The organism is Streptomyces sp. NBC_01335 (genome assembly GCF_035953295.1).
In the GTDB taxonomy this organism is placed as follows: Bacteria; Actinomycetota; Actinomycetes; order Streptomycetales; family Streptomycetaceae; genus Streptomyces.
On sequence record NZ_CP108370.1, the window covers coordinates 7,737,874 to 7,764,335 of the forward strand.

Genomic DNA, 26,462 nt, shown 5'->3' on the forward strand with positions numbered 1-26,462 from the left:
TGCCGTTGCCGTTGCCGTTGCCGTCGCCGCCGCGATGCCGTCAGGGCCGCGGGGGCCGGAGCGCCTGTGCGAGGTGGCGGCGTGAGGTGATGCCGAGCTTGGCGTAGATGTTCGACAAGTGGTACTCGACGGTCTTCTGGGTGACGTAGAGCTCCGTCGCCGCCTCCTGGTTCGTCTTTCCGCCGGCGATGAGGTGGGCGACCGACAACTCCCGCTCGGTCAGAGCGAGTACGTGCTGCCGGGCGTGGGCGGGAGCGGTGAGTCCCATGGCGGCGAGGTCCGTCTCGCAGCGCCGCAGGAACGGTTCTGCCCGCAGGGCGTCGAAACGGTCGTGGGCCGACTTGAACCACCGTGCGGCCTCCCGCCGGGAGCCGGTCCTGGTCGCCACCAGGAGCCTGCCGTAAGCGTGTTCCAGCATCGCCCGGAACAGCGGGGCGTCCTCACCGGCGTCACTGGCACCGCCGGCTCCGACGCGGCTCCCGGCTGCGTCCGGTCCACCGGCGCCGCCCGTTGTCCCGTCCAGAGCCCGGGCGTAGATCGCCAGCGCCTCGCGAGGCCGTCCCTGGGCTTCGGCGAGTTGGCCGCTGAGCCGGGCTCCCACGACCCGCAGATATCCACTGCCGTCGTACCCCCGCCAGAAGTCGTCGAGGGCCCAGGCGGCGGCCGCCAGCCGCCCCGTTCCGGTGAGCGCTTCGACCAGCAGGGACTGCTGCCACAACCACAGGGGCTTGAACCGCAGGCGTACCCGATCGCCCTCGTCCCCGGCCCCGTCCCCGGCCCTGTCCCCCGCATCGTCCCCGTCCCCGGCCCCGCCCTCGGCTCCGGTCACCGGCTCGACCAGCGGAGCCAACGACTCCACCATGGCGGCGTGGTCACCCCGGGCCTGCGCCAGCACCGCCCCCGCCAGTCCGGCGTACACACGCTCCGCCGGGGGATCTCCCAGCATCCGGTTGATCCGCTCCAGGGCCTCGACGGACTCCTGGGCCGCCTCCCAGCGCCCGCGCCCCGCCTGTACGCACACGGCCGCGAACCACGTGGCCGCGTCGCCGAGGACGTGGTCGTGGGCCGCCGCGATCGCGAGCGCCCGGTCCGCCGCGCTCTCACTGGCACTCCAGTCGCCCGCAAGGTACTCCACCACCGCCAGCAGCGACGACGACAGATGGCTGAGCTTGGACCCCGCGCCCAGCCGGTCGCGGTGCGCCACGGTGAGCAGATCGGCCCGCGCCGCGGCCAGCCGGCCCAGGAACAAGTGCATGACACCACGGGTGGCCAGCGTCGCTAGCTGGTCGTTCGACGCCTCGGCAGCCCCGACGGGAAGGTGGGCCACGTCCAGCAGGGCCGCACCGGGCCCCTGGTCCCACATCCGCCCCGTGGCCAGAATCGCGCGGATGAAATCGGAGGTGCCCGCGTCGAGGTCGCCGATCGCCAGCGTCTTGCCCGCGATGTCGGCCGTCTGCGCGCCCCGGCACTGCCGGATCGTGATGACGGTCAGAAACGTACCGGCCAGGAGCGCCACCCAGCTCGCGTCCGGATCGGCGAGCGCCTCCTGCCAGGCCTCGGTCAACCGAGCCTCGGCCACGGCCAGTCGGCCCTCCAGGAGGTCCATGACCCCCAGTACGCAACTGCGCAGTGTTCCCTCCGCGCACTCCTCCACTTGCGCCCTCAACCGTACGGCGGCCCACGGCTGCAAGGTCAGCAGCCACTGCGCACAGGCCGTGAGCAGGCGCCGCTCCCGTTCCAGGCGGTCGTCGGACAACGACGACGCCCACAGCAACCGGGTGGCGGCCAGGGCATTGCGGCCGGCGAGGGCCTCGGTGTTCGCCGAACGCTCCAGCTCGGCCGCCAGAACGGGATCGTCGGACGTGGCCGCGGCCACGCGATGGGCCCAGGCCGCTCCCGAACCCACCGCCTCGGCCGCGGCGGTGTGCAGCGCGCGCCGTCGCTCGGGACCGATTCCCGCGTAGACCGCGTCCCGCTGCAACCCGTGCACCAGGGCCACCGGGCCCACGGAATCCGCCGGCCACCACTGCACCAGACCCGCCGTCAGCGCCGGTTCGAGCGCCCGCACGGCGTCTTCCACCCCGGCCACCCGCGCCACGCCCACCAGGGGGAACCGGCCGTCCAGCACCGCCAGCGCCTCCACCAGGGCCACCGAATCGGCGGGAAGGCGCCCCAGTGCGGCCCCGATCCCCGCCCGCAGCGACTGGTGGACGGGCCACCGCCGTGCCGACTCGTCACCCAGCACCTGAAGCGGTACCTCCGCCAGGACCGTGCGTACGTAGAGGGGATGGCCCTTCGTGTAGCCGTGCAGGCGTGTCACCAGCTCCGGTGTCACACGCACCGCCAACAGTTGCCGGGCCAGCTGGTCGACCTCGTCCTGTCCGAGTCCGCCCACCTCGACCCGTACCGCCCGGTCGACGGACCGCACCAGCCGGTCCAGCGCCTCCGCGCTCTGCTCGCTGCCCGTACGGGTGGCCATCAGCACCAGCACCCGGTCGGCCCAGAGGCGGCGCACCACGAATCCCAACACCTGCGAGGAGAGCGGATCGGCCCAGTGCGCATCGTCGACGACGACCGCGACCCCGCCGCCGGCTTCTTGCAGCGTGCCCAGCAGCAGCAACAACTCCCCGCCCAGGGCATGCGGCGACACTCCAGTCGCGCCCGGCCGCGCCAGCAGCGGGAACCGGGCCGCCAGACCCCTGTCCACCCGCCTCAGCAGCTGGCTCAGCACACCACCGGGCAGATCGGTCTCCGAGGGGTCGCCCACCGCCCACAGCACGGTGAAGTCCTCCAGCGAGGAGACCAACCGGCGTATCAGAGCGCTCTTGCCGATCCCCGCCTCACCCTCGACGACCGCCAGCCACGCCTCACCGCCGCGCACCTTGTCCACACACGCCGCGAGCCGCTCGGACTCGGACCGCCGCCCGACGAAGACCTCGTGTTCGTCGTGCGCGCTCGCGTCGGACGCGCTGCCGGCCACGCTCATGCCTTGGTCTCCCCGAGGTCGGATCGGTGCGTGCGCCGCAGGTGCGAGCGAGATCATCTTATCCGCGACGCCCTTCTCGGGGATGGGAGTTGAGGAGTGATCCCAGACAACCGCGCCTACCGCTTCCACGGCACCGTCGCTGTCGTCGCGATCCGGCTCTGGCTCCGTTCTCGACGCGGCGGTCTACTGACCGAGCTCGTAGTCGAACCAGATCCGGTGGGTGCCGTCCGCGTCGACAGCGACGCCGCCAGTCCCGGTGATCCCGGCCATCGAGCCCGTCCCACTGGCCGGCACGATGACGAAGAACTCGCTCTCCCTCCCTTCGCCCAGGGTCGTCGCGGAGTGCGCGAAATTGAAGGCGCCCGCCCGGCCACGGAGCGTTCCTTCGAAGGACTCCATCGCGACGTACGTCCCCGTACCGGTGCTCTGGTCGAACGCGGCGGTGAACAGAGTGACGGAGTGCCCGACGACCTCGCCTTCGTACTGCTTCTCCATCGTGGCCACACCGACGGGCAAGGCCGTCTCGATCGCGGGGCTGGGCACCGGCGCCGGGGTGAAGCCGGCAACTTTGAACGTTCCTGAGGCTCGCATCCCCGGAGCGTATGCCGCACCACTGACACGGGCGCAGATACTCGGGTACCGACGGTCGTGGCTCTGCCGCTGACCGGCTTTCTGCCGGGCCGACTTCAAGGGTTCCGACCGGCTGCCGGAACCTGGTCCCGTGACTCCGGCCGGGCGGAACATGACCTGAGGGGAGCTCGACCGGGCGGCGTCAGGCATCGTCGAAGGCCGCGTGCACACACTTTCCGTCCGGCAGCGGTTCGGTGAAGACCCGGGCTCCCAGGTCCTCGGCGATGTGCAGACCCATGCCACCTGTGCCGTCGGTCAGATCCGGTACGCGTGCGGCGGGTACGACGCACGAGCAGTCGGTCACCGCGATGTCCAGCGTGCCCGCGGTGGTGGTCAGGATCAGCGCGCTGGGCCCGGAGGCGTGCCGGACCGCGTTGGTGACCAGTTCGGACACGATGAGCAGGACATCGTCATGGCGTTCCGGCGCGAGCGCGGGCCGGGTCCGGTGGAGGAAGGCGACGGTCGCCCGACGGGCGTGCGAAGGGGCTTCAGGACCGGAGGGCAGCGGGACGGTCTGCGTGCCGAGCAGGCCCTGCGTGACGGGGTCCGGCGTGACGGGGCCCGGCGTGATGGTGGGAGGTGTGACGGTGGGAGGTGTGATTGTTGTGGTCATGACATCGTCCCGACGAGGGGCGGCGGCCGTGCGGACGCCGGTGGGTGTGGTGCCGGGGTCGACGCGGGGAGCGATCCCCGTCCTGGCGGATTCAGCACCCGGGTCGTGAGCGGCTTTACACAAGGGATTCGTAGGCGACGGCCGGATTGTTTGGGGTGGACCGAAGAGAATGTGCGCGAGGTGGGGGGCATCCACCCGCGGCGCCCGTGAGAGAGCGGCCGGCAGTGGGAACCGGGTCCCCCGGGCCGTGTCAGGCGGGGAGAGGGACCGCGCCGAGAGGGTCGGTGGTGGGCTGTTCGGAGCCCCCGGTGGGCTCGACGGACAGGGCCACGGCCGTGGCATCGTCCACCGGCCCGTCCAGGAAGGTCAGCCCGCGCCCTGGATCGCGGCTGAGCAGCCCGGCCGGCACGGGCTTCCCTCCCTCGATGAACCAGGCCTCGTACACCTTGCCCGCGGGAAGCCGCGGCAGGTCGTGGACGGCGAGCGTGGCCGCGTTCTCGCTGCGGGAGACGGCGACGGTGGCCGTGCCGCCGCCGCGCAGATCCTGGGTTTCGAGCTGGACGTCGGGCGCTGTCAGCACGCGCGCCACCTCGTCCTGCCGCTCCTGTGCCCGCCGGGCCCCGGTTCTGGCGTCCTCCGCCTCCCGGTACTGCCATGTGGCGACGCCGAGGGCCAGGACGGCTGCCACGCAGGCCGCCAGCGCGAGGCGGGGCAGCTGTCGCGAGGGGGCATGGGCCCGGCCGTCGGCCGCCGGGGTGTCGGGGGCCGGCCGCCACGCGGAGGGCGCCTGCCGCGGGGGCGCGGGCGCCTTCTGGGGGCCGATCCGTGTCTCCTGCGGCGTGGTCGCCACCTTGCGGAGGATCTCCTCACGCAGGGCGGCCGGCGGAGTCACCGCCGCGGTCCGTCCCAGCAGAGCGGCCGTGGCCTGGAGCTCGGCGACCTCCTCGCGGCAGGACCCGCACCCCTCCAGATGCCGCTCGAAGGCCAGGCGCTCGTCCTCGGGGAGGGCGTGCAGGGCATAGGCGGCGCTCGCGTCGTGCGGATCCACACCGTGCGGATCCACGCCGCTCGGGTCCGCGGCGTTCACGGCGTCCCTCCCAGACAGGCGCGCAGCCGGATCAGCCCGTCCCGCAAGCGGGTCTTGACCGTGCCCAGCGGTACGGACAACGACTGCGCCACTTCCTTGTAGGTGAGTCCTCCGTAGTAGGCGAGGGCCACCGTCTCGCGTTGGATGTCGGTGAGCGCGTGCACGCAGCGGCGCACCCGCTGCCACTCCAGATGGGTCTCCACCTGCTCGGACACGTCGTCGAAGGGGGGACAGGTGTTCAGCAGCGCCGCTCTTCGCTCGCGGTCCGCACCGGCCTGTGACGACCGCACGCGGTCCACCGCGCGGTGGTGCGCCAGGGTCATGATCCAGGTCATCGCGCTGCCGCGGTCGGGCTCGAACCGGCCGGACGTACGCCACACCTCGAGCAGCACGTCCTGGACCACCTCCTCCGACTGCGCCGGGTCCCTCAGAACCCGGTGGACCAGACCCATCACCGGCCCGGCGGTCCGGTCGTAGACACCGGTGAAGGCGTCCCGGTCCCCTTCGGCCGTCCAGAGCATCAGTTGGTCCAGATCGGGGCCGTCCGTCTGCTGCCCGGCTTCTCCTCCGCGATCGGCGGATTGCACCTGGATACCTCGCTGACCTGTCGACACCGGTACGGAGACCGTCCGGGCGATACAAGCACTCCGTGGCTCCAGGGGCCATCCGGGTGCGTCAACGCGGTGAATCCATCGTCTGCCAGGGCGCTCCGTACGGCGACGGCGCACAGGCACGGCCGACCGGCTCGTGGTCGTCGGGGTGTGCCCGTCGTCGTGCGGTCCGCGGGGGCGGGCGTGTGGTGTCGAGCGGACCGTCGCCGTAGAGGTCCTGGACCCAGTTGTCCTGGTACACGGTGTCGAGATAGCGCTCGCCGAGGTCGGGTGCGATGGCCACCGCGGTGAGGTCGGGCGTCCCGTGCCGCGCCAGCCAGGCGACCGCGCCGCTCACCACGGTGCCGGTGGAGCCGCCGAAGAGGAAGCCGCTCCGGGCCAGGCGGCGACAGGCGCGGATCGTGTCCGCCTCCTCGACCCGCACCACCTCGTCCACGTACGACGCGTCCAGGAGCGGCGGGCGCATGCTCATGCCCAGCCCCGGGATCATCCGGCGGCCCGGGTCACCCCCGAACGCCACCGAGCCGACGGTGTCCACCGCGACGATCCGTACCGGGTGCTGCCGGTCCTGGAAGTACCGTGCGCACCCCATCAGCGTGCCCGCGGTCCCCGCTCCCACGAACAGGACGTCCAGGCGCGGGAAGGAGCGGGCGATCTCCGGAGCCGTGGTGCGGTAGTGCGCCCTCCAGTTGGCCGGGTTGGTGTACTGGCTCAGCCACACGTACCGGTCGTCGGAGGCGCACAGGCGCCGGACGTGGTCCAGCCGCGCGGCGAGGAAGCCGCCGCCGGTCTCCTGGCCGGCCACCAGCTGCACTTCGCCGCCCAGAGCCTCCATCATCAGCCGGGTGGTGAGGTTGCAGCGTGAGTCCGTCACACAGACGAACCGGTAGCCCTTGCTGGCCGCGATCATGCTCAGCGCGACGCCGAGGTTGCCGGAGGAGGACTCGACGAGCACGGAATCAGCCGTCAGGGTGCCGTCGCGTTCCGCCGACGCCACCATCTCGGCGGCGGCCTTCAGCTTGATCGAGCCGGCGAAGTTGAAGCCCTCGCACTTGAGGAGCAACGCCTCCCCGAAGATCCGCTCGATGTCCACGTAGAGCTCCTCCTCGTCGAAGGCCTGAGGGACAGTGATGACCGACACGGTGAACTCCTCTTCGGGGCGTTTCCTGCGGGCTGTGCTGGGGCGGGCCGAATCCGGTGCGGGGCAGCCGCCTTCACCCGTAGCGGCTTCGTTCGTGGAAGAAGTCGTCGACGACCCGCAGCCGGCCGGAGTGGGCGACGCGGTCGTAGACGAAGCCGCCGACCGCGAGATCGAGCACGCCGAGGCCGAAAGGCGAGAAGACCGCCGGACGGTTCCTGGGTACGGTCACCCGCCCCGCCATCACGTCGTCCAGCGTGCCGTGCACGAAGTCCCGGTTGCCGGTGAGCTGTTCGGTCAGATGGGGAGAGGTGCCCGCCCTGAGACAGTGCTCGATGTCGTCGACGATGTTGGTCGAGGCCAGCAGGACCCGCGGGGCGAGATCGCGCAGCGACACGTGCAGGACCACGGGGTTGTGGTCGAACCACGCAGGATCGTCGACATGAGGTTCTCCGGCGACGGTCGCGAAGACCACGAGATCGCTGGTACGGATCAGGTCCTCCGGGGAGCGATGCACCGTGACGGGCGCGGCGCTGCCGGACTGTTCCACGTACAGCCGGAATCCGGCCGCGCTGTCCGCGGAGACGTCGTACACCCCGATGTCGTCGAACGACCAGCCCGAGCCTTCGAGGAACGTATGGATGTAGCGGGCGATCAGACCGGTGCCGAAGAACCCGACGCGGGTGGGGCGTGGCCGGTCGCGGCTGAGCCGGTCGGCCGCCGAAGCGGCGGACGCGGCCGTTCTCGTGGCACTGATGATCGAGCTCTCCAGACAGGCGAACGGGTAACCCGTGGCGGGATCGTTGAGGATCAGCACGGCCGAGGCACGGGGAACGCCGGACCTCACGTTGGCCGGGAAGCTGGAGATCCACTTCAGTCCGTCCACCGGTGACTCACCACCGAGGGAGGCGGGCAGCGCGATCATCCGGGAAGCCGCACGGTCCGGGAAGCGGAGGAACGAGGAGGGCGGGTTCACCGTCCGGCCCGCACCGTGCAGCCGGTAGGCGGCCTCGACCACCTCCACGATCTCCTTCTCGCGGCCGTCGAGGGCACTTCGGACCTGGCTGCCGGGGATCACCGCGAACGAGGGCACGGTGACGTCCTCGGCCGTTGCGGATACGGGGGAGCCGGTGCGGTCGCTGTTCATCGCGATCCCACCTCGATCGTCTGCGAGCAGGTGTCCGGCCGGGTGGGCGAGGCCATCGCGACGACGACCTCGCGCGGTCCCTCGTAGGCCTCCCTGCTGTGCGCGGTACGGATGTTGTCCACGAGGAGCAGGTCACCGGCCTGCCACGGACGGCGCACGGTGTGCTCCTCGTAGACCGAGTTGATGAGCCGGACGACGTCCTCTCCGACGGCCTCGCCGCCGCCGTACCGCGTGTTGAACGGCAGGCCGTCGGGTCCGTACTCGTCGACGAGGTACTCGCGTACCTCGGGCGCGAGCGTCCACTCGTTCAGGAAGGCGATCTGGTTGGTCCAGCAGGGCCGCCCGTCGGCCGGGTGGCGCACCACGGCGCTGCGCCTCTGCGTGGTGCGCAGCCCTCCGTCGGGCTGCCAGGCGCAGGCGATCGCGTGGTCGTGGCAGTAGCGCTCCACCGCCTCGCGGTCGTCGGTGCCGAACGCCTCGGCCACGGTGGCTCCGACCTCGCCGTTGTAGTTACGGGTCAGGAGCCAGCCCTCCCGCTCGAACCGCGCGGTCAGCTCGCGCGGCAGGGCGCCGAGCACGGCCGACGCGTCGGCCAGGCCGGTGGCCCCGCCCGCGGTGGGCTCCGAAAGGCAGGCGAAGAGCAGGAGGCCGGGGAAGCCGATGGCGTAGCTCAGTTCGTGATGCATGCACATCGGCTGGTTCGGCGGCCAGGGGGAGGACGAGTGGACGCCGGGGGAGTAGGTCCGCCTGGGGGCGAAGGTCTCCCGTTCCGTCACCGGTTCTGCGGCCAGTCGGCCGAGGACCGCGGCGACGCCGTCCGTGTCGTGCAGGCCCAAGCCGCGGACCAGGACGGCCCCGTGTTCGTCGAGTGCGGCGCGCAGCCCGTCCCGGGCTCCGGCCGCCCAGTCCGCCGGGTCGCCGGCGGCCTGGACCCGCAGCATCGCGGGCCGGCCCGGTTCCCGTTCCGGATCGGCCGGGGCGGTGGCCGTTTCCATGGAAGTCATCGTGATCTCCTCAGGGTTGTGATCGGTTCACGAGGTGGAACGCGCGTCGACGCAGGAGGCGAGTTCGGTGAGTACGGGGTGACGGACCAGGTCCCCCAGCGACACCTCCCGGTCCAGGGAGACCGCCACCCTGACCGCCGACAGTGAAGTGCCTCCGCGGTCGAAGAAGTTGTCGTGTCTGCCCACGCGCTTCCGGGGGACCCCGAGCACGTCGGCCCAGACCGCTGCCAGACGTCGCTCGGTGGGAGTGCGGGGCAGGTCGTCGTTCTCGGCCGTGTCGGTCCGGTCCGATTCGGCAGCCCGTCCGGCCAGTTCCCGGCGGTCGGTCTTCCCGTTGGCGGTCAGCGGCAGCGTCTCCTGCCAGTGGAACGCCGACGGAAGCATGTACGCGGGCAGCGTGGCGCCGAGCCGGCTCCGCAGCACGTCGGCCCGCAGGGGGTGCGCACCGGTGTAGAAAGCGGTCAGATGCCGCCCCGGACCGGGCCGTTCGGCGACCACCACGGCGCCGTCGCGCACACCGGGTGTCCGCAGCAGAGCGTTCTCGATCTCACCGGTCTCGATCCGGAACCCCCGGATCTTGACCTGTGAGTCCCTGCGCCCGAGGAACTCCAGTTGCCCGTCGGGGAGCCAGCGGCCGTAGTCCCCACCCAGATGGAGCCGCTCGCCGGCGTGGTAGGGATCCGGCAGGAAGACGGCACTCGTCCGGTCCGGGTCGTTGACGTACCCCCGGCCGACACAGATTCCGGCGAAAGCTATGGCACCCGGCGCCCCCAGCGGTACCGGGGAGAGGTGCTCGTCCAGGAGATAGACGCGTACGTTGGCGACCGGACGGCCGAGCGGCACACGCGCAGCGTCCGGCACCCGGTCCATGACCGCGTGGTTGGTGTCGTCGGACGTCTCGGTCAGACCGTAGGCGTTGACCAGCGTCGTTCCGGGCACGGTGGTGAACCAGCGCTGGACGAGGCCCTTCTTCAGGGCTTCGCCGGTGACCGACACACAGCGCAGGTCGGGCAGTTCGCGCGCGTGCCGTTCCAGGAAGGCCAGGACGGCGTCGAGGTAGGACGGAACCATCTGCAGGACACCGACCCTGCCGTCCGCCAGGGTGTCGACGAACCGGCGGACGTCCAGGATCGCTTCCTGCCCCACCAGCAGGGTGCGTCCGCCCGTCAGCAGGGCCGACAGAAGCTGCCACACGGAGATGTCGAAGCACTGGGGTGCCGTCTGGGCGACCACGTCGCCCTCCCCGATCCCCAGGTCGTCGATCTTCGCGAGGAGATGGTTGAGCATGCCCGCGTGCTCCACCATCGCTCCCTTGGGCTCCCCGGTGGAGCCCGAGGTGAAGATGACGTAGGCGAGATCGTCCGGTCCGACCGGTACGCGGGGATCGGAGTCCTCGCGGTTCTCCTCGCAGAGCGTGTCTATGAACGACGTACGGACCCCTGTCAGGGACGTGACGGCGTCGTCGAGCGTGGTGCTGGTGCTGGTGCTGGTGCTGGTGCTGGTGCTTGTGCTTGTGCCGGGGTCGGTGAGCACCAGGCCGCAGTCGGCGCGGGCGAGCATGGAGGCGATGCGGTCGGCGGGGAAGTCCGGCTCGACGGGCAGGTAGACGCCGCCGGCCTTGAGGATCGCGAGGACCGAGGTCAGCCAGTTCAGGTTCCGTTCGGTCACCACGGCGACGACGTCCTGCCGGTCGAGCCCCGAGTCCAGCAGGGCGTGTGCGAGCCGGTTGGCGCGGTGGTCGAGCTCCTGGTAGGTACACCGCCTGTCACCGTGAACGGCCGCGACCCTGTCCGGGTGCGTGCGCGCCCGCTGGGCGAAGAGCTCGTGGACGCGCAGGCCGGGCAGTTCCCGGTGGGGCCCCGCGAGCCCGTCGACCTGATGACGGAGTTCCTCGGACGACAGCAGACTCTGCCGCCCGTGCGCCGCGTCGGGGTCCGCCGCGATCAGTCCGAGCGCGGCGAGGTGGTAACCGGCGATCCTTCTCGCGTACGCCTCGTCGAGAACCTCGGTGCTGTAGAGCAGCCGGAGCACGTACGCGCCGTCGCGACGGACCAGCGCCACCCGCAGCACGGCCTTCCGCGCAGGTCCACCACCGCCCGTCGGATCGAACACCACTTCGGGCGGGGTGGCCGGGAGGCCCAGCTCCGCGCGGAGGGCGTCGACCGGAAAGTCCTGGTGGGCCAGCAGCTCCGACTCCGTACGGTCCGCGTGCCGCACCAGCTCCCGCCACGTGGCGCAGCCGGTCGACAGCCGGCACGGCAGCGGACCGGAGGCCGCGGCTGCCACGAAGCCGGTGGTGACGTCGGGTTCCCCGGTCAGCGCGGCCAGCACCTTGGCGTGGGCGGCCAGGACGGGAGAGGCGGGGCGGACCCCCATCGACGTCGTCAGCCGGTCCAGTTCGGTCACGAGCGCCGCCGGTACGGCAGTCTCGACCACCGAGGTGCCGGGCACCGGATCGCGGGTCCACCGCGCCAGTGAGGTGGTTCCTCCGGCGGTGAGCACATCGCGCCAGTAATCCGAAGGGGTGCGTGTCGACGTGTTCATCGTGTCGCCTCCTCGCCCCGGGCGGTTGCCCGGTCGATCCGAGTGGCCGGATTTCCACCCCACCGGGCGTTCTCCGGCACCGACTCCCCCTTCATCAGGAAGGAATCCGGAGCGAGTACCGCTCCGTCGCCGATCGTGACGCCGTAGTGCACGAAGGCTCCGACCCCGAGCGTGCAGCGGGAGCCGATGGTGGTGCGGTCGGACTTGAAGGTGCCGTCCTCCTGCGAGTGACACTGGACGACACTGCCGGTGTTGAGCGCGGAGCCGTCCCCGATGGTGACCATCGTCCGCTCCGTCAGGAAGCAGCCGTCGTCGAAGACCCGGCGTCCGATCCGCACCCCCAGCAGCCGCCAGATCAGCCCCTTGAAGGGCGTTCCGTCGAAAGTCTTGAGGAACAGTTCCGACGGCACCTTCCAGAAGCGTTCACGCCGCCAGAAGCGGCGGTCGTAGATCGAGCAGAAGAGCGGGCCCGGCGGGTGGGAGGACGTGACCGCGCGTTCCACGAGGACGAAGTACGCGGCACTGACGAGCAGGACCAGGACGTTGCCCAGCGCGACAGCCGCGGCGCCGACCGACGTGTAGAGCTCGGCCGAACCCGAGACGACCAGGGTGACCAGGAACGCGTAGACCCACCTGACCACCAGGTACAGCCCCATGGTGCCCGCGTTGTGCCTGTTCTTGGCGGCCAGACCGGTGCGTAGCTCCGCGCCGGACTTCATGAGGTCGAAGCTGCTGTCGCGCTGGACCGACCTGGGTATCTCGAAGCTGGGCGAGCCCAGGAGGCCGACTCCTTCCCGGATCCTTCCGTCCACCGGGACCATGACCTTGGTCGCCAGCAGGCAGTCGGCCCCCGTTCGGCCCCGGGAGGGGTAGGCGATCCTGTTGCCGAGGAAGTTCTGCGGTCCGATCGCGGTGCGGGAGACGCGGAAGGACGTGCTGGAGAACTCGGCGTTGTTGATCGACAGCCCGTCGGCGACCATCGTCCCCGCCCCGACCGTACTCAGATAGGGCGTCTCGTGCTTCACCTCGGTCCCGAAGTTCGATCCCGTCTGCTCCACCCGGGAGAGGTCGTAACCGAGCAGACGAAGGTAGGGGACCACGGCGGAACTGTCGCCGAACAGGCGCGTGAGGAAGGGCCGGTTGGTCAGCAGGGTGATCGCCCGGTGCACCCCGTAGTGGAAGCCGTAGAGAGGATAGACCCTGTCCGGCGTGATGGTCCGGGCGAGCAGCCGGGGGACGGCGGCGAGTACGAGGAAGCCGAGCGGCATGATCACGAAGAGCAGTACGAAGGAGATGGCCAGGGCGTCGCGGTAGAACACCCATGTCGTGAGGATCGAGGGACCCGGTTCCAGCACGGCGGAGAGCTGCGGGGCCTCGGCGAGCAGAATGCCGATGCCTCCGACGGCCAGCGGCAGGTACACCAGCAGCGCGGTCAGCAACTGCGTGACGCTGTGGAGCTGCCTGCGTACGGCGCCACAGGGCACGGGTTCCACCACCGGGTACTCCCGGTCGGCGCGCCGCGCCGGTGAGCCGTGCCAGGACTCACCGGCGGGTACCCGCTGCCCGCTGTGGAGGGCGGACGCGTGGGCCAGCCGGGCGCCGTCGCCGAGGGACGTACCGATGTCGAGCACCGAGGCCTCGGCGACGACCACGTCCTTCCCGAGCGACACGGTGCCGGTCTCGATGACGCCCCCGTGGGCGCGATAGCCGGTGAAGAAGGAGTCCTTGCGGATGACCGTGGAGTCACCGACGGACAGCAGGTCGGTACAGAGGGGCACATGACGGGAGAGGACCGTGACGCCCGACCCGATCCGCGCGCCCAGCGCCCTGAGATAGAGCGTGTAGAGCGGCGACCCGACGAAGAGGACGAGCGGATCCGAACGGACGAGTGTCTTGACGACCCAGAGACGGAAGTACGCCAGGCTCCAGATGCGGATCCGTTGCGGCTTCCAGTGCCCCACGAGGGCCCACTTGACGAGTATCGGGGCGACCGACAGCCCGACGAACACCGCGCCGCCGAAGGCGACTGAACGGAGGTACACGTCGAGCGCGCCGGTTCCGGCGGATATCCACTCGTAGCCGTGGACACCGACGAACGCGACGAGGAACGAGTAGACGAGGAAGGTCAGCAACTGCATCGCCCCGCACAGGACGTACCTCGCCCTGCCCGAGGGAGCCGCCGGCGCAGGGGCGGACGGTGCGAGGGCGGGGGCCGACGGCTCGACGGGTGCGGGGGGAGCGGTGGCCGTCAGAGCGAGGGCCAGATTCCGGACGGTGCTGTGCTCGTAGACGTCGCGGATGGAGACCGGCGGCAGGTCCGCGCACTTTCTGACCCGCGCGCAGAAATGAGCCATCACCAGAGAGTCGGCACCAAGGTCCTTGAAGAAGTGACTGTCGGCCGGCACTTGATCGAGTCGCATGACGTCGGCGAGCACGTCCGCGAAGGCCGCTTCGGCGCGGGCAACCGGTTCGGTGGGGTGCCCGTGCCGGGCAGGGGCTCCCTCGGTGGGCGGCGACGAAGCGGCAAGCTGCGTTCCGGTCATGGGAAGCTCCCTCGAAAGGACGCGTACCACGTCGTGGGCGACTCGAGGCGAGCCGAACGCGGACGCTCTCTACCCAGCATTCGAGGCCGACGGCGCGAAGGTTTGCCCTGTTTGCATCCGATTTCGTCAATTTCACCCGGCGGGTGTGAGGCTCGGTGCTCCGGCGTCGCCTTCTGCGCGGCGAGACGGGTCCCGGCTCGGGTCCGGTGAGCGGCCCTGTCGCGTCCGGCGACGTCCGGCGGCCGGTCGGGGCCGAGGGATCTTTGACGGGATGAACCGCCGTGGGGCGATCCACGGGCGGGGCGTCAGCGAGCCGGACCCGTGTCGGCGCGGCCGGACCCGCGCCGAGCGCCCGGCCCACGCCCGGGTCACTCCCCGGAGGCGTCCGGCCACACCCCGATGTGGTCCCGTTCGAGTTCCAGCATGACCCGGTGCTCCATGCCCAACGCCTCGGTGTAGTCCGCCGGGAGCTGCAGCCGGCCCGCCCGGTCGAGCATCGCGTACTCGCGGGCCACCAGGGACTCCTGGCCCGTCGCCGCGTCGACCTCGGTGTGCCGGAGCACCTCGGAGGAGGTGCGGCCGTCCCGGATCGCGACGGTGCGGCGTACCTCGTTCGCCACCGCCTGGTCGTGGGTGACGATCACGATCGTCGTGCCCAGCTCCTCGTTGGCACGGCGGAACGCGGCGAACACCTGCTCGCCCGTCGCGGAGTCCAGTTCACCGGTCGGCTCGTCGGCCAGCAGCACCGAGGGGTTGTTGGCCAGCGCGACCGCGATCGCCACCCGCTGCTGCTGTCCGCCGGACATCTGGGCGGGGCGGCGGTCCCGGCACTCCGTGACCTCCAGCATCTCCAGCAACGACTCGGCGCGGGCGGCCCGTTCGCGGTTCCTGCCGCGCCCGCGCAGCTGCATCGGAAGGGTGATGTTCTGCGCGGCGGTGAGGTACGACAGCAGGTTGCGGGAGGTCTGCTGCCAGACGAAGCCGACCACGTCACGGCGGTAGCGCAGCCGCTCTTTCGGTCCCATCGCCAGCAGATCGCAGCCCGCCGCCTTCGCCGAACCGGCCGTGGGGACGTCGAGTCCCGCCAGGATGTTCATCAGGGTCGACTTCCCGCTCCCCGACGCGCCGACCAGCGCCATCAACTCGCCCTCGGCGACCAGGAGATCGAGACCCTGAAGGGCCTGCACCTCTACGCCGTCCGCGGAGAAGACGCGTACCAGCCGGTCGCAGACGATCAGGGCGTCGTGCCCGTAGGCGGGCCGGTCGCGGCGTGCGGCCGCCCGCCTTTCGAGCTCCGCCAGTGTGGTCTCCGTCGATGGTGTCACCGGGTGTCTCCTGCCCTGAGTTCCTTGATCGATCCACGGCGGCCCGACCACCACGCCTGCACACCGGCCACGACGGCGGTGAGTACGACCACTCCCAGCGCCGGGAGCGCCAGCGACCGGACGTCGGCCCGCAGCGAGGCGGTGTGCGGGTTCCCCGGTGCGGCGTCGGTCAGCGCCAGCGCGGACAGGTCGACACCGGGCGCCAGCAGGGCGATGGTCGCCCAGCCGACGAGGAGCCCGCCCACCGCCGCCAGCAGTGCCTGCGGCAGCGCCTCGAGGGCGAGCAGCCGCCGCCCCTGACGGGGAGTGAGCCCCATGGTGCGCAGTCGTGCCAGGAGCGTGGTGCGCTCCGGCGCCGCCTGCAGCAGCGAGAGGACCACGGCGAGCAGCGCGTACCCCGCCCCGGCCACGACGGCCGCCTGGTAGATCCGTTCGGCGCCCGCCTGCACCGGGGAGTCCACGAGCTTCCCGCGCTCCGCCGACCGCAGCCGCACCACGTACTCCGGGCCCGCCTCGCGCGCCGCCGCGCGCAGGAGCTTCTCGTCGAGGGCGGTTCCGGTCACCAGCAAGGTGGTGGGGTCCGGCGCGGCGAGCGCCTCGGCGTCGACGATCAGGAATGCTCCGTCGCTCACCGCGGAGGTGCGCGGCAGCACCCCGGCGACCCGCACCGTGAGGCTGCCGCCCTGCGTCCGCACGGTCCGGGGCCGCTCGCCGAACAGGTCCGCGACAGCGGGCGAGACGATCGCGGGCAGAGCCCCGCCCCGGTCCGGGCCGCCCTCCAGCGCGCCCGCCGGGAAGGCGGCCAGCCCCGTGGCGCGGGCCAGCCGCGCGTACGACGCGGGCTCGACCCCCACCACGGTCGCCCGTTCCGTGTCCGACCCCGTCTCCCGCGACGTGGCCAACTGCGTCCCGTACTCGATGTGCACGGGCGCGACGTCCTCGACGCCGTGCGCGGCCCGGAGCCGGCCGAGGACGTCCCCGGGGACCGTGGAGCGCGCCCCCTCGCCGCTGATGCGGGCGTCCGCGCCGACCGCGCGCAGCGCCGCGTCGGCGCGCGCGTCCGCGACACCCGTGAGTACGGAGCCCCCGAACGCCGCCGTGCTCAGCGCGACCAGCAGGGCCAGCAGGAGCAGCGTGCCGTTCGACGGGGCCCGGCCCGCCCGGGCCAGCGAGAGGAAACCGACCGCGCCGCGCAGTCGGGCCGCGGGGCGGGACGCCAGGCGCAGCGGCAGGGGGTACAGCCGTACGAGGACGAGCGCGGCGATCAGCCCCACCAGGACCGGGGCCGCGCTGACCAGCAGGTCGGTCCCCGAGCCCGTCGTCGTACCGCGGCGGCGGAGCGCGGCGACGGCGCCGGCCGCCAGGACGAGCAGCGTCAGTTCGGCGACCGTACGCCGGCGGGTGGGCCGGGCGTCGGCCATGTCGTCCCGGGCCCCGGGCAGCAGGGGCCGGCGATGGCGCAGGGTCGTGCGCAGGGGCAGCACCACGCAGACCGGTACGGCGACGGCCGCGGCGCCCACCGCGGCGGGAGCGAACCCGGCGTCCGGGACGAGCAGGACGGCCAGGAGGAGCCCGAGCGCCGCCGCGGGCAGCGCGGCCGCGGCCGTCTCGGCGAGGAGGCGCATCCCGATGCCCCGGAGGGAGCCGCCGCGCGAGCGCAGCAACGCGAGTTCGTGGTGGCGGCGGGCACCGATCAGCCCGCCGGTCATCAGGAGGACGACGGCGGCGACCGCGGCGATGCCCACGGCCGCGACGGTGACCACCGGGTCGATCGCGGCGCGCGTCGCGAGGTGGGCGTCGAGGATCGCGTCGAGTTCGGTGGTGAGCGTGGTGGTCGGCCCGGTGACGTCCCGGAGCTTCAGCAGGCCGGGGCCGTGCTCCGCCGCGGCGACGGCTGTGCTCGTACGGGAGGCGTCGGCGGCGGTGAGGCGGGAGGCGTCCGGGGCGAATCGCCAGAACAGTTCGGGCTCGCCCGTGGTCGCGAGGAGCGCCGGCGCCGCGTCCGGCGGCAGCAGCAGTGCGGCCGTCCAGAAGTAGACCGGGGTCGGGGAGCCCGGGTCCTTCGCCAGGGACGGGGAGCGGAACAGTGGCTCGACCGACCAGTAGCCGCTCTCCGGCCGCAGCGGTGCGACGATTCCGGTGATCCGGACGGTGAGCGTCGCCCTGCCGTGGGTCACCAGCGCGATCGTGGAGCCGGGCGCCATCTTCAGCTCGGCGGCCGTCTCCTCGGTGACGGCCGCTTCCACCTCGCGGGAGGCCTCGGTCACCTCGCCGTGCACCACCGGCCAGCGCCCCGCCCGCAGCGTGCCGTGTTCGGCGAGTCCCGACGGGGCCGCGTAGGTGAACCGGGGCGGCAACCCGTTGGGACGCGGGAGCCATGGCTCCTGGGCGACCAGCGGCTCCGTGGTGTGCACGCCGTACGAGGAGTGCGGCACGTCGGCCCGCAGCGGGGCGGGGAGCGTCCCCGCCAGTGCCTCGTTCGCCTTGGCCAGCGCTTGGCGACGCATCGCCCGCTCCCTGACCGAGGGCGCCTGCGAGAGCGAAGGCGGCGGCGCGGTCACTTCGAGCACGCTCCGCCCCGGCGCGGCGGTCGTGATGTCGTGCCGCAGCGCATCCGTCCCGTACGCGTCGACCGCGCGCGGGAACACGGCGGCGAGGAACGCCGTCAGGAGCACGAGGGCCGCGAGGGCGACGGAGACACCGGGGGCGGTACGCAGCCGGGTGCGCACCCAGGGAGCGCAGGCGGCCGGGATCCGGGCAGTGTTCATGTCAGTTGTCTCCCTGGTGGCGGAGCGACACCGCAGGGTCGAAGCGCCGGAGTGCGATCGCCACGACGAAGAGCAGCGGCAGTGCGGCGACCGACGCCAGAAGGGCCGCCACCTGCCCGGCAGGCAGCAGCACCAGCACGTCGGGCACGGGCCGGGCGGCCTGCCCGGTCAGTACGACGAGGGGCACGACCGCCCTGGTCAGCACGGCCCCCAGGGCGAGCCCGGTCAGCAGGGCGAGAGTGATCAGGACTCCTTGCTCGACTGCCAGCGCCCGGGCCAGTCGGCGGCGGGAAGCGCCCAGGGCGCGCAGCACGGCGAATTCGGCGGACCGCTCGCCCTGGGAGCCCACCAGGCCGACCGCGAAGCCGACCGCGGCCAGGGCGGCGGCCACGGCAGCGGCCGCGCGGAGCGCGGACTGCGGCCCGGCCCCCAGCGGATCGTCCGCCAGCTCCCGCGCCACCTCGTCCCGCACCCGCACCTGGGACGGGTCCGTGCCGGGCAGCGCGCGCAGCTCGGCCGCCACCGCCGGGCCGTCGCCCGGCGCCGTGCTCAGCCACCACTCGGTGGGCGCCGGTGTGGCCCCCGACCCTTGGCCCAGTGCTCCGGACACCGCCCTGAGGTCCAGCAGCAGGGCCCCGCCCGGCTTCGCGGTCACGTCCGCGGCGGCGCCGTCCGCAGAGCCCGTGGCCCCGCCGGGACCGGTGGTCGGGAGTTCCCGCACCGACTTCACCAGGGTCACCCGGACCGTTTCACCCGCCAGCGCGAGATCGACCTGCTGGCCCAACCGCGCCCCGGAGGAGGCCAGATACGCATCCGTGGCCACCGCCTTCAAGGCCGGTGGTGCCGGACGGTCCGCACGGAGCAGCAGGGTGTCGACCTGTTCGGCGCCCCGGGAGCCGCGGTCCGCGAGGCCCGATCCGGTGCCGTAACGGAACGCGGGTGCCGCGCCCGTACCCGTCACCGTCTCGACCGCCCCGGCCGGGGTGTCCGCGTCCGGCCCGGTCACGGTCGACGTGGCCCGCCAGCGCACCCCGTCCGAAGAGGGAACCGGTCGCTCGCCGCCGTCCGCGGTGAGCGTCCGCAGCCGTGCGACGGAGACGAGGCGCCGCTCGGCGCGTCCCTCGGGCACGGCGCTGTCCAGCTCGAATCCGGTCACGGCCAGCCCGCCCGACGGGGACACGGGGAACGACAACGCGTGGGCCCGCCCGTCGACGGGAACGGTGCCCGCGGCCACCCGGTAGCGGATTCCGTAGCGGTCCTCCAGGACCACACCGACCCGCGGAGCCGAGCCGGAGGGCGACCTGCCGCCGGAGGCCGAGGTGTCGCCGATACGCAGATCGAAGAGGACCCGTGTGCTGTCGGCGGGCAGCACCACACCGGTCCGTCCGGCCGCCGGCGGCGCGATCGCGTCGAACAGCGCCTGCGGCGACGCCCCGGCGAGGTCCTCGCGCATCAGCATCCGCTCGTCCGCGTGCGCGGTGTCGAGCGCCAGCACCTCTGCCGTCCGGCCGCCGGACAGCGGGGACGTCGCGCGGAACACGGGCGCCGCGTTCCGCACGCCCGGCAGTCCGGTGTACGGGGCCGCCTCGGCCGGGTCGCCGGACAGCCCGCCCACCACGCGCACCGACGCGCCGGATCTGAAGTCGGCCTGATCGTCCTGCGACCGGTCCCAGGACGCGCTCTGACCGATGGCCAGCATGCCCATCGCCACCGCCAGCACCAACAGCAGCACGGGCCCCGCACCCCGCAGCGGCCGGCGGCTGAACTGCCAGCCGGCCAGCGCGGCGGTCAGACCCCGGCCGCCCGCCGCGCCGCGCTCCGCGAGCCTGGCCACCGGCGGCAGCAGCCGCAGCGTCACGACGGTGCCCGCCAGCAGCGCCAGCGCGGGGGCGGCGACCAGCAGCGGGTCGATGCCCAGCGCGCCGTCACGGTCGCCGCTGAGCGCACCGCCTCCGGCCGCGCCGGTCTGGCGGTCCAACTGCCAGTACGCCACCCCCGCGACGAGCAGCAGCCCGACGTCGGCGCCCGCCCGCACCGGGGCGGGCAGCGCGGAGGCACGGCCCGCCCGGCGCCCGCCCGCCGCGAGCGCAGGCGCGAGCACCGCGAGCGCGCACAGCAGCGCCACCGAGGAGGCGACCAGCCAGACCGTGCCGTCGACCCCGCCGTCGAGCCTCAGCCCGATCCGACCGAGCTCGCCCAGCCTCGCGAGCGACCTGGTCAGGGGAGCGGCGAGCAAGGGGGCGACGACCGCGGCGGGGGCCGCGAGCAGCAGCGCCTCGATCGCGGCGGAAGAAGCGATTCTGCCCCGTGAACCGCCCCTGGCCCGCAGGAGCTCGGTCTCACCGGCCCGCTCACTGCTCAGCAGGCCGGACACGAGCAGCAGCGCGTATCCGGCGAGCAGGACGAGCTGAACCGCCACGATCATGATCGTGGAGCGCGCCACCAGCAGGGCCCGATCGACCTGGTCGACGACGGCCGGCAGCGAGGTCCGGACCGTCGCACCGTCCGCGAACACCGGGGAGGCGGCCAGGGACTCGGGCACGTCCGTCGAGGCGCGCCGCAGGGCGCCGGTCCGGCCGGTGGTCACCGAGCGGAAATCGGCGGCGGCCAGCCAGGACACCCGTCCGGCACTGAGCCGGCCCGAGCCGACCACGGCCGGGTCCGTCAGCAGCGGGCCGTACGTGGTGAAGACGACCTCGCCGGCACCCCGACCGCCGAGCGGGTCCAACCGCCAGTACGGGTCGGTCTGGTCGGCAGCCTCGTACACGCCGGTGATCTCGACCGCCAGGGGCGCGTCGCTCAGCCGGTCCGTGAGAGTGATCCGGGCGCCCGCCTCCAGCCCCAGCGCCGCGGCGGCCGCACGCGGCAGTGCCACCTGCACCGGCCCTCGGGCGTCTCCCTCACCGGTGGCGGGCATGCGGCCCGCGACGAGACGCACACGGTTCGGGTCCAGCGAGGCGAAGTGCGTCAGGTCGGGGTTGCCCCGCCGCTCCGCCGCCGGCTGCAGGCTCCGCGGCAGGGCGTACGGACCCGAACTCGCCATCTTCCGCACCGTCACCGGAAGTCCGTCGAAGGTCTCACCGGCGGCTCGGCGCACCAGAGCGTCGGCCTCCTCGCGCCGCTCCGGGGCCACGTCGGCCGAGACGACGAGGGAGGACTGCTCGGCGGAACGACGGGTGAGCGTGTACCGCAGGGCGGCATCGCCCATGGAACCGGAGAACGCGGCGAGCGCGGTCAGCACGCAGGTGGTGAGCAGGACCGCCAACAGGGCCGCGCAGAGCAGGAGCCGGTGCGCGCGCACCCGCAGCAGGACGAACTCCGTCACGTGATCCCCCGAAACCTCATCACCCGCGCGCTCCCCGGCGCACGTCGGATGCTTTCAGAGCACACCGGCTCCAGGAACCTCCGGCCGCCACATCGAGATGAGATCGTGAGCGCTCCACGGACGCGCGGCACCGATTTCCGAACGCGCGGTGACCGTTCGGTCCGTCCGCAACCCCTGCCTCCCGGCAGGCACGGGCGGTGCCCGACGCGCATTGCGTCTCCGGGCGCGCCACGCACATACTGGCGACCGCCGAGGAGCGGCAACGCACGCAGGGGGGATCAGAGATGAGACGAAGGACCGGCGCGCGCAGCGGTGCGGCCCCGGTGGCGAGCCCGGCCGACGGCCCCATGGTGCGGGTCGAGGACCTGCGCCGCTCGTACGGGACCGGCGCCGCGGCGGTGCACGCGCTGCGGGGAGTCTCCTTCGAGATCCCCCGCGGGGAACTCGTCGCCCTCAAGGGCCGCTCGGGCTCCGGCAAGACCACCCTGCTCAACCTCGTCGGCGGCCTCGACACCCCCGACGGCGGCCGGGTCACCGTCGGCGGCACCGATCTCTCGGGACTCGGTGAGGACGGGCTTCTCGAACTCCGCCGGGACCGCATCGGCTTCATCTTCCAGTCGTTCGGGCTGCTCCCCATCCTGACCGCGGCCGAGAACGTCGGCGTACCCATGCGGCTGCGCGGGACCGACCCCGCCGAACGCGAGGAACGGGCGGGGCTCCTGCTGTCCCTCGTGGGACTCGGTGACCACGCCGCACAGCGTCCCGGCGAGCTCTCGGGCGGCCAGCAACAGCGCGTGGCCATCGCCCGCGCGCTCGCCAACCGCCCCGCCCTGCTGATCGCGGACGAGCCCACCGGCCAGCTGGACGCGGAGACCGGCCTCGCGGTCATGCGGCTGCTGCGCGCCCTGGTGCGCAGCGAGGGCGTCACCGTGCTGGTGGCCACCCACGACCCCCAACTGCTCGGATTCGCCGACCGGGTCCTGGAACTCCGCGACGGACACATCGTCGAACACGCGGCGGTGGAGCCGCTCGGGGCGAACACCTCGGCACAGTGAATGCGAAGTCGGCGATGCGCCTGCGTACCTCCCCCCACCTCCCCGCCACCGCACACCGCCGGACGTCGTGACGGGGCGGACCTTCTCCAAGACCTGTGGGCCGGCCCCGGTGAGCAGAGCGCTTCCTTCGCCGGACACTGCCTGGACTCCGGCGTGGCCGTGCGGCCCTACGGCCAGGACGGAGTCAGGGTCACCATCGGGGAGCGAGAGGCGAACGACGTGTTCCTGACGGCGGCGGGATCATGGCGTGCGGACGCCGCCGAAGTAGGCGCGGACCGCGCCTGACGTCTCGTCGTGCCGGCCGATCACGAGCAGGTCCGGTCCCGGCGGTGCTCCGCGCAGGGGCCGGTAGGTGAGGCCCGGCAGGGCGATGCGTTCGGTGGCGGTGGGGACGAGGGCCACGCCGGTGCCGGCCAAGGCGAGGGCGAGCGCTCCCAGGGTGCTGCCGACCAGGCGGACCCGGGAGCGGTCCTCCTCGGCGGCGGGCCAGAGCCGGGAGAGGACGGTCTCGTCCTCCTCGCCGCTCGCGAAGACGATGAGCTCGTGGGAGCTGAGTGCGGACGTCGTGACAGCGGTCGCGGACGCCAGTTCGTGGTCGGTGCGCAGTGCGACGGACAGCGGAGTTGTCGCGCGGCGGGTGACTCGCAGGCCGTCCGTGTCGCCGAGGCCCAGGTCGGGGCAGTAGCCGAGGTCGAGCGCGCCGTCGCGCACCGCCTGGATCTGGGCGGCCGGCGGAAGCTCGGACAGGGTGAGGCCGACCCGTGGGTGCGCCCGGCCGAAGTCGCGCAGATCCTCGGAGAGGACGCCTTGGAGGACGGCGACGCCGGAGAAGCCGATCCTGACCGTGCCGGTCTCGCCGTGCACCGAGTCCCTGGCCACCTGCAGGGCGCGGTCGGCCTGTGCCAGGGCCCGGCGGGCCTCGGGCAGCAGCAGTTCACCGGCCTCGGTCAGCTCGACGCGTCGGCTGGTGCGGGAGAACAGGCTGCCGCCCACCTCCCGCTCCAGGGCCTGGACCTGGGCGCTGAGGGTGGACTGGGTGATGTGCAGCAGGACGGAGGCCCGGCCGAAGTGGCGCTCGTCGGCGACGGCGACGAAATAGCGCAGGTGCCGCAGCTCCACCATCCGCTCCCGTTCATCGTTCCCATCGATTGATTGATCGTATCTTTCGGTTGGACCTATCGCCCGGCGCGGCCCACGCTGGACACATGAACGTGAACGTGACATCTCAGGATCGACAGGACATCGCTGATCTCATGACCGGGTGGATCCACCGGGACCTGGGGGAGTGGGACCGGTTGAAGGGCCTCTTCCACCCCGACGGCCGGATCGAGATCACCTGGTTCGAGGGGCCGGCGTACGAGTTCGTGGACGCCTCCGCCCGGATGGGGGCCTCCGCCTTCCGGACCAAGCACCTGATCACCGCGCCCGTGGTGACCTTCTCCGCCGACGGCACCCGCGCGGTCAGCGAGACCAACGCCGTCATCATCGGCGAGAACGTCGATCTGCGCCTCGGCTGCAACGGCCACAACCGGTTCATCGACCGGCTGGAGAAGCGGGACGGGGTGTGGCGCATCAGCGACCGCAAGAGCGTCTACGACTTCGGCACGTTCACCTTTCCCGCCGGGATCGTCGACATCGACGCGGAAACGGTCGCCCGCTACCCGCGGGAGTACGCCGCCCTCGCCTACCTGCTGGAAGCCAGCGGCTTTCCGGTGAGCCGGGTCTTCGCGACCAAGGGCAGCGACCTGGAGCGCGACATCAAGGAGTCCGCCTTCGCCTGGCTGGGCGAGCGGACCGGCAGGTGACGGCACGAAGCCCTGCCGCGCGAGGCCACCGGCCTCGACCGCGCCATCGGCGAGTACGTCCGGCAGAACACCTACTACACGCCCAGCGGCATCCACTCGGTTGACCACCCCTTCGTCGGCAACGCCGGATCCCGCGCCTTCCTGGTCGACTCCGGCCTCGCCGAAGAAGCCCGGCACGGCATCGCCCACCGCAACGCCGAGCGCCTCCCGAGGGAGCCGGACGAGGCGAGGCTCCCCGAGAGAGCAGGGCGAACAGGGACCCCAGAGCCGGGCGAACAGATACCCCGCCGCCCCTGTCCGGCAACCGTCGTGAACCTGCCGGCCGGACGCCGGAATGCCCGGCCCACCGGGGGCGGAAGAGGGCCGGCGCCCGGCCGGGCCGTTCAGCCGCGGGCTGCCGCCGCGACGACGATCCAGTTCCGGAACTCGACCGCGTAGTGGCGGAGGTGGTGCTCCAGGACCTCCGGAGGACACGTGGTGGGGACGTAGACCGTGAGGCTCGCGGTGAAGCCGTCGGCGGTGTCGCCGAACTGGGTCAGGGCCCGTCCGACGACCGTGCCGTCGGCGAGGAAGAGGTTCGAGGACATCTTGTGCGGAAAGTCGGACTCCGGGAGGAGTTCGGGCGCGTCCGCCGCCCAGGCCATCGCGTCCGTGCCCCAGCCGCCCATGAAGAAGGAGCAGACGTGGGGGCCGATGTTCTCCACCACGTTGAACGCGCCGTCGGTCCCGGGGGCCATGACGTAGTGCTCGGGGTGCGCCGCGAGAAGCGCGGTCTCGTCGCCCGCGAAGGCCCTCTCCATCCAGGCGAGGAAATCGGCCGAGTTGAGGCCCCTCGTCGCGAGCACCGTCGTACCCGCCTCGAACGTGCCGTCGGAGGCGAGGGCGCTCTCCCGCAGGAAGGCGTTGCCCTCCTCGATGTCCGCGGCCAGCAGGTCGAGCAGGCCCTGACGCCCCAGTCGCGTACGGAAACGGTCCAGGGCGCGGCGGGAGTAGAAGAGCTCGAGATCGTCGATGCTTCCCCCGCCGGTCGGCCCCGACTCGAGCGTCACGGTCACGGGGAACGTCTGGTTTTCGGTCATGATCGAACCTCCATGAATATGTGAACATGAATTCACGTTCGCATTTTGAGGATACCCACGGAGGTGCGCCACTTGTCAAAGGACCTGCGGAGATCGCCGCCGGTACGATGCGCACATGACTGAGGAGCCAGACCGCCCCGCGCTCTACCGGGAGCCCCGGCAGGCACGCAGCGCCGCGACCCTGGCTCGTGTACTCCGGGCAGCCGAGGAAGTCGCCTCGTCGGCCGGCCTGGAAGAGATGACGATGACCGGCGTCGCGGAGCGCGCGGGCGTCTCGGTGGGTACGATCTACCGTCGCTTCGAAGACAAGGACCAGCTGATCACCGCTCTGAGCGAGCGGATGCTGGAGCGGCGCGAGGAGGTTGTGGCCGAGCGGCTGCGCGCGGCAGAACCGTCACTCTCCGGCGTCATGGACGCCTATGCGCGCGCCCTGCTGCAGTCGTTCACCGACAACAACCTCTTCTCCGAGCTGCTCCGTGCACGTGGCGTGAAGTCGCCCGACCGAGGGGGCCGCGCCATCCTCGAAATCCACCGGCTCGTGCTCGAAGCCGCAGCCCCCTACAGCGACGAGATCCGGCGCTCCAGCCCGGAAGCGGCCCTCGACACGGCCGCTCGCGCCGTCCTCGGGGCCTGCTTCCACAACTCCGTGCGCCCCGACCCGGCCACGGGGGAGGAGGCGGTGAACCGGTACGCGGAAGACCTCAGCGACATGGCGATCGCCTACCTCCGCACTCCCGACAGCCGCCGCGCCCGAAACTGAGGCGGTCGCCCAGGCCGGGGCATCGCTGCGGCAGAACGGCGC

The 26,462-nt window shown here is 72.3% G+C and carries 18 protein-coding genes; 3 read left to right on the forward strand and 15 right to left on the reverse strand.

What is annotated here, in order from left to right; all coding sequences use genetic code 11:
* Nucleotides 1-40: 40 nt before the first annotated feature.
* The 13 genes from OG599_RS32675 to OG599_RS32735 all read right to left on the reverse strand — a co-directional run bounded on the left by OG599_RS32675 (nt 41) and on the right by OG599_RS32735 (nt 21,721).
* Complete coding sequence (locus tag OG599_RS32675; protein ID WP_327179576.1) at nt 41-2,986, reverse strand: helix-turn-helix transcriptional regulator; 2,946 nt, start codon at nt 2,984-2,986, stop codon at nt 41-43.
* A 183-nt stretch (nt 2,987-3,169) separates the two neighbouring features.
* Nucleotides 3,170-3,577 (reverse strand): DUF3224 domain-containing protein, encoded by a 408-nt coding sequence (locus tag OG599_RS32680; RefSeq protein WP_327179577.1) that lies wholly within the window; start codon nt 3,575-3,577, stop codon nt 3,170-3,172.
* A 181-nt stretch (nt 3,578-3,758) separates the two neighbouring features.
* Nucleotides 3,759-4,229: an ATP-binding protein gene (locus OG599_RS32685; protein WP_327179578.1), complete on the reverse strand. Its 471-nt coding sequence runs from the start codon at nt 4,227-4,229 to the stop codon at nt 3,759-3,761.
* A gap of 250 nt (nt 4,230-4,479) precedes the next feature.
* Nucleotides 4,480-5,316 (reverse strand): anti-sigma factor, encoded by an 837-nt coding sequence (locus tag OG599_RS32690; RefSeq protein ID WP_327179579.1) that lies wholly within the window; start codon nt 5,314-5,316, stop codon nt 4,480-4,482.
* Nucleotides 5,313-5,903, reverse strand: a complete 591-nt coding sequence (locus OG599_RS32695; protein ID WP_442809624.1) for a sigma-70 family RNA polymerase sigma factor — start codon at nt 5,901-5,903, stop codon at nt 5,313-5,315. Before OG599_RS32695 ends, OG599_RS32690 begins: the two co-directional genes overlap by 4 nt.
* Nucleotides 5,904-5,991: 88 nt before the next feature.
* A complete protein-coding gene (gene sbnA / locus OG599_RS32700; protein ID WP_327179580.1) occupies nt 5,992-7,068 on the reverse strand; it encodes a 2,3-diaminopropionate biosynthesis protein SbnA in 1,077 nt (358 codons plus the stop codon).
* A gap of 73 nt (nt 7,069-7,141) precedes the next feature.
* Entirely contained in the window at nt 7,142-8,212 is a 1,071-nt protein-coding gene (sbnB, locus tag OG599_RS32705; protein WP_327179581.1) for a 2,3-diaminopropionate biosynthesis protein SbnB, read from the reverse strand.
* Nucleotides 8,209-9,216 (reverse strand): TauD/TfdA family dioxygenase, encoded by a 1,008-nt coding sequence (locus tag OG599_RS32710; protein WP_327179582.1) that lies wholly within the window; start codon nt 9,214-9,216, stop codon nt 8,209-8,211. Before OG599_RS32710 ends, sbnB begins: the two co-directional genes overlap by 4 nt.
* A gap of 27 nt (nt 9,217-9,243) precedes the next feature.
* Entirely contained in the window at nt 9,244-11,760 is a 2,517-nt protein-coding gene (locus OG599_RS32715; protein WP_327179583.1) for a non-ribosomal peptide synthetase, read from the reverse strand.
* Nucleotides 11,757-14,303, reverse strand: a complete 2,547-nt coding sequence (locus OG599_RS32720) for a Pls/PosA family non-ribosomal peptide synthetase (RefSeq protein ID WP_327179584.1) — start codon at nt 14,301-14,303, stop codon at nt 11,757-11,759. Before OG599_RS32720 ends, OG599_RS32715 begins: the two co-directional genes overlap by 4 nt.
* Nucleotides 14,304-14,671: 368 nt before the next feature.
* Nucleotides 14,672-15,628, reverse strand: a complete 957-nt coding sequence (locus tag OG599_RS32725; protein ID WP_327179585.1) for an ABC transporter ATP-binding protein — start codon at nt 15,626-15,628, stop codon at nt 14,672-14,674.
* A complete protein-coding gene (locus OG599_RS32730; RefSeq protein ID WP_327179586.1) occupies nt 15,625-18,396 on the reverse strand; it encodes an ABC transporter permease in 2,772 nt (923 codons plus the stop codon). The genes OG599_RS32725 and OG599_RS32730 overlap by 4 nt, the downstream gene beginning before the upstream one ends.
* Nucleotide 18,397: 1 nt before the next feature.
* Nucleotides 18,398-21,721, reverse strand: a complete 3,324-nt coding sequence (locus OG599_RS32735; RefSeq protein ID WP_327179587.1) for an FtsX-like permease family protein — start codon at nt 21,719-21,721, stop codon at nt 18,398-18,400.
* A gap of 284 nt (nt 21,722-22,005) precedes the next feature.
* Here OG599_RS32735 and OG599_RS32740 point away from each other — a divergent pair, with 284 nt between their 5' ends.
* Nucleotides 22,006-22,776: an ABC transporter ATP-binding protein gene (locus tag OG599_RS32740; protein WP_442809626.1), complete on the forward strand. Its 771-nt coding sequence runs from the start codon at nt 22,006-22,008 to the stop codon at nt 22,774-22,776.
* A 240-nt stretch (nt 22,777-23,016) separates the two neighbouring features.
* Here the strand turns inward: OG599_RS32740 and OG599_RS32745 are convergent, their stop codons facing one another.
* Entirely contained in the window at nt 23,017-23,898 is an 882-nt protein-coding gene (locus OG599_RS32745) for a LysR family transcriptional regulator (protein WP_327179588.1), read from the reverse strand.
* A gap of 83 nt (nt 23,899-23,981) precedes the next feature.
* Between OG599_RS32745 and OG599_RS32750 the strand changes: the two genes are divergently transcribed.
* On the forward strand, nt 23,982-24,581 hold the full coding sequence (locus tag OG599_RS32750; protein WP_327179589.1) for a nuclear transport factor 2 family protein: 600 nt from the start codon (nt 23,982-23,984) through the stop codon (nt 24,579-24,581).
* A 383-nt stretch (nt 24,582-24,964) separates the two neighbouring features.
* Here the strand turns inward: OG599_RS32750 and OG599_RS32755 are convergent, their stop codons facing one another.
* Nucleotides 24,965-25,660 carry a hypothetical protein gene (locus OG599_RS32755; protein WP_327179590.1) on the reverse strand — a complete coding sequence of 232 codons (696 nt, stop codon included), beginning with the start codon at nt 25,658-25,660 and terminating at the stop codon, nt 24,965-24,967.
* Nucleotides 25,661-25,775: 115 nt separating this feature from the next.
* Between OG599_RS32755 and OG599_RS32760 the strand changes: the two genes are divergently transcribed.
* Nucleotides 25,776-26,420 (forward strand): TetR/AcrR family transcriptional regulator, encoded by a 645-nt coding sequence (locus OG599_RS32760; RefSeq protein WP_327179591.1) that lies wholly within the window; start codon nt 25,776-25,778, stop codon nt 26,418-26,420.
* Nucleotides 26,421-26,462: the final 42 nt, after the last annotated feature.

What these genes read in the sequence shown, in the direction of transcription:
- OG599_RS32675 (WP_327179576.1), bottom strand. Translation starts at nt 2,986, where the DNA reads ATGAGCGTGGCCGGCAGCGCGTCCGACGCGAGCGCGCACGACGAACAC.
- OG599_RS32680 (WP_327179577.1), bottom strand. Translation starts at nt 3,577, where the DNA reads ATGCGAGCCTCAGGAACGTTCAAAGTTGCCGGCTTCACCCCGGCGCCG.
- OG599_RS32685 (WP_327179578.1), bottom strand. Translation starts at nt 4,229, where the DNA reads ATGACCACAACAATCACACCTCCCACCGTCACACCTCCCACCATCACG.
- sbnB (WP_327179581.1), bottom strand. Translation starts at nt 8,212, where the DNA reads ATGAACAGCGACCGCACCGGCTCCCCCGTATCCGCAACGGCCGAGGAC.
- OG599_RS32710 (WP_327179582.1), bottom strand. Translation starts at nt 9,216, where the DNA reads ATGACTTCCATGGAAACGGCCACCGCCCCGGCCGATCCGGAACGGGAA.
- OG599_RS32715 (WP_327179583.1), bottom strand. Translation starts at nt 11,760, where the DNA reads ATGAACACGTCGACACGCACCCCTTCGGATTACTGGCGCGATGTGCTC.
- OG599_RS32720 (WP_327179584.1), bottom strand. Translation starts at nt 14,303, where the DNA reads ATGACCGGAACGCAGCTTGCCGCTTCGTCGCCGCCCACCGAGGGAGCC.
- OG599_RS32730 (WP_327179586.1), bottom strand. Translation starts at nt 18,396, where the DNA reads ATGAACACTGCCCGGATCCCGGCCGCCTGCGCTCCCTGGGTGCGCACC.
- OG599_RS32740 (WP_442809626.1), top strand. Translation starts at nt 22,006, where the DNA reads ATGAGACGAAGGACCGGCGCGCGCAGCGGTGCGGCCCCGGTGGCGAGC.
- OG599_RS32745 (WP_327179588.1), bottom strand. Translation starts at nt 23,898, where the DNA reads ATGGTGGAGCTGCGGCACCTGCGCTATTTCGTCGCCGTCGCCGACGAG.
- OG599_RS32750 (WP_327179589.1), top strand. Translation starts at nt 23,982, where the DNA reads ATGAACGTGAACGTGACATCTCAGGATCGACAGGACATCGCTGATCTC.
- OG599_RS32755 (WP_327179590.1), bottom strand. Translation starts at nt 25,660, where the DNA reads ATGACCGAAAACCAGACGTTCCCCGTGACCGTGACGCTCGAGTCGGGG.
- OG599_RS32760 (WP_327179591.1), top strand. Translation starts at nt 25,776, where the DNA reads ATGACTGAGGAGCCAGACCGCCCCGCGCTCTACCGGGAGCCCCGGCAG.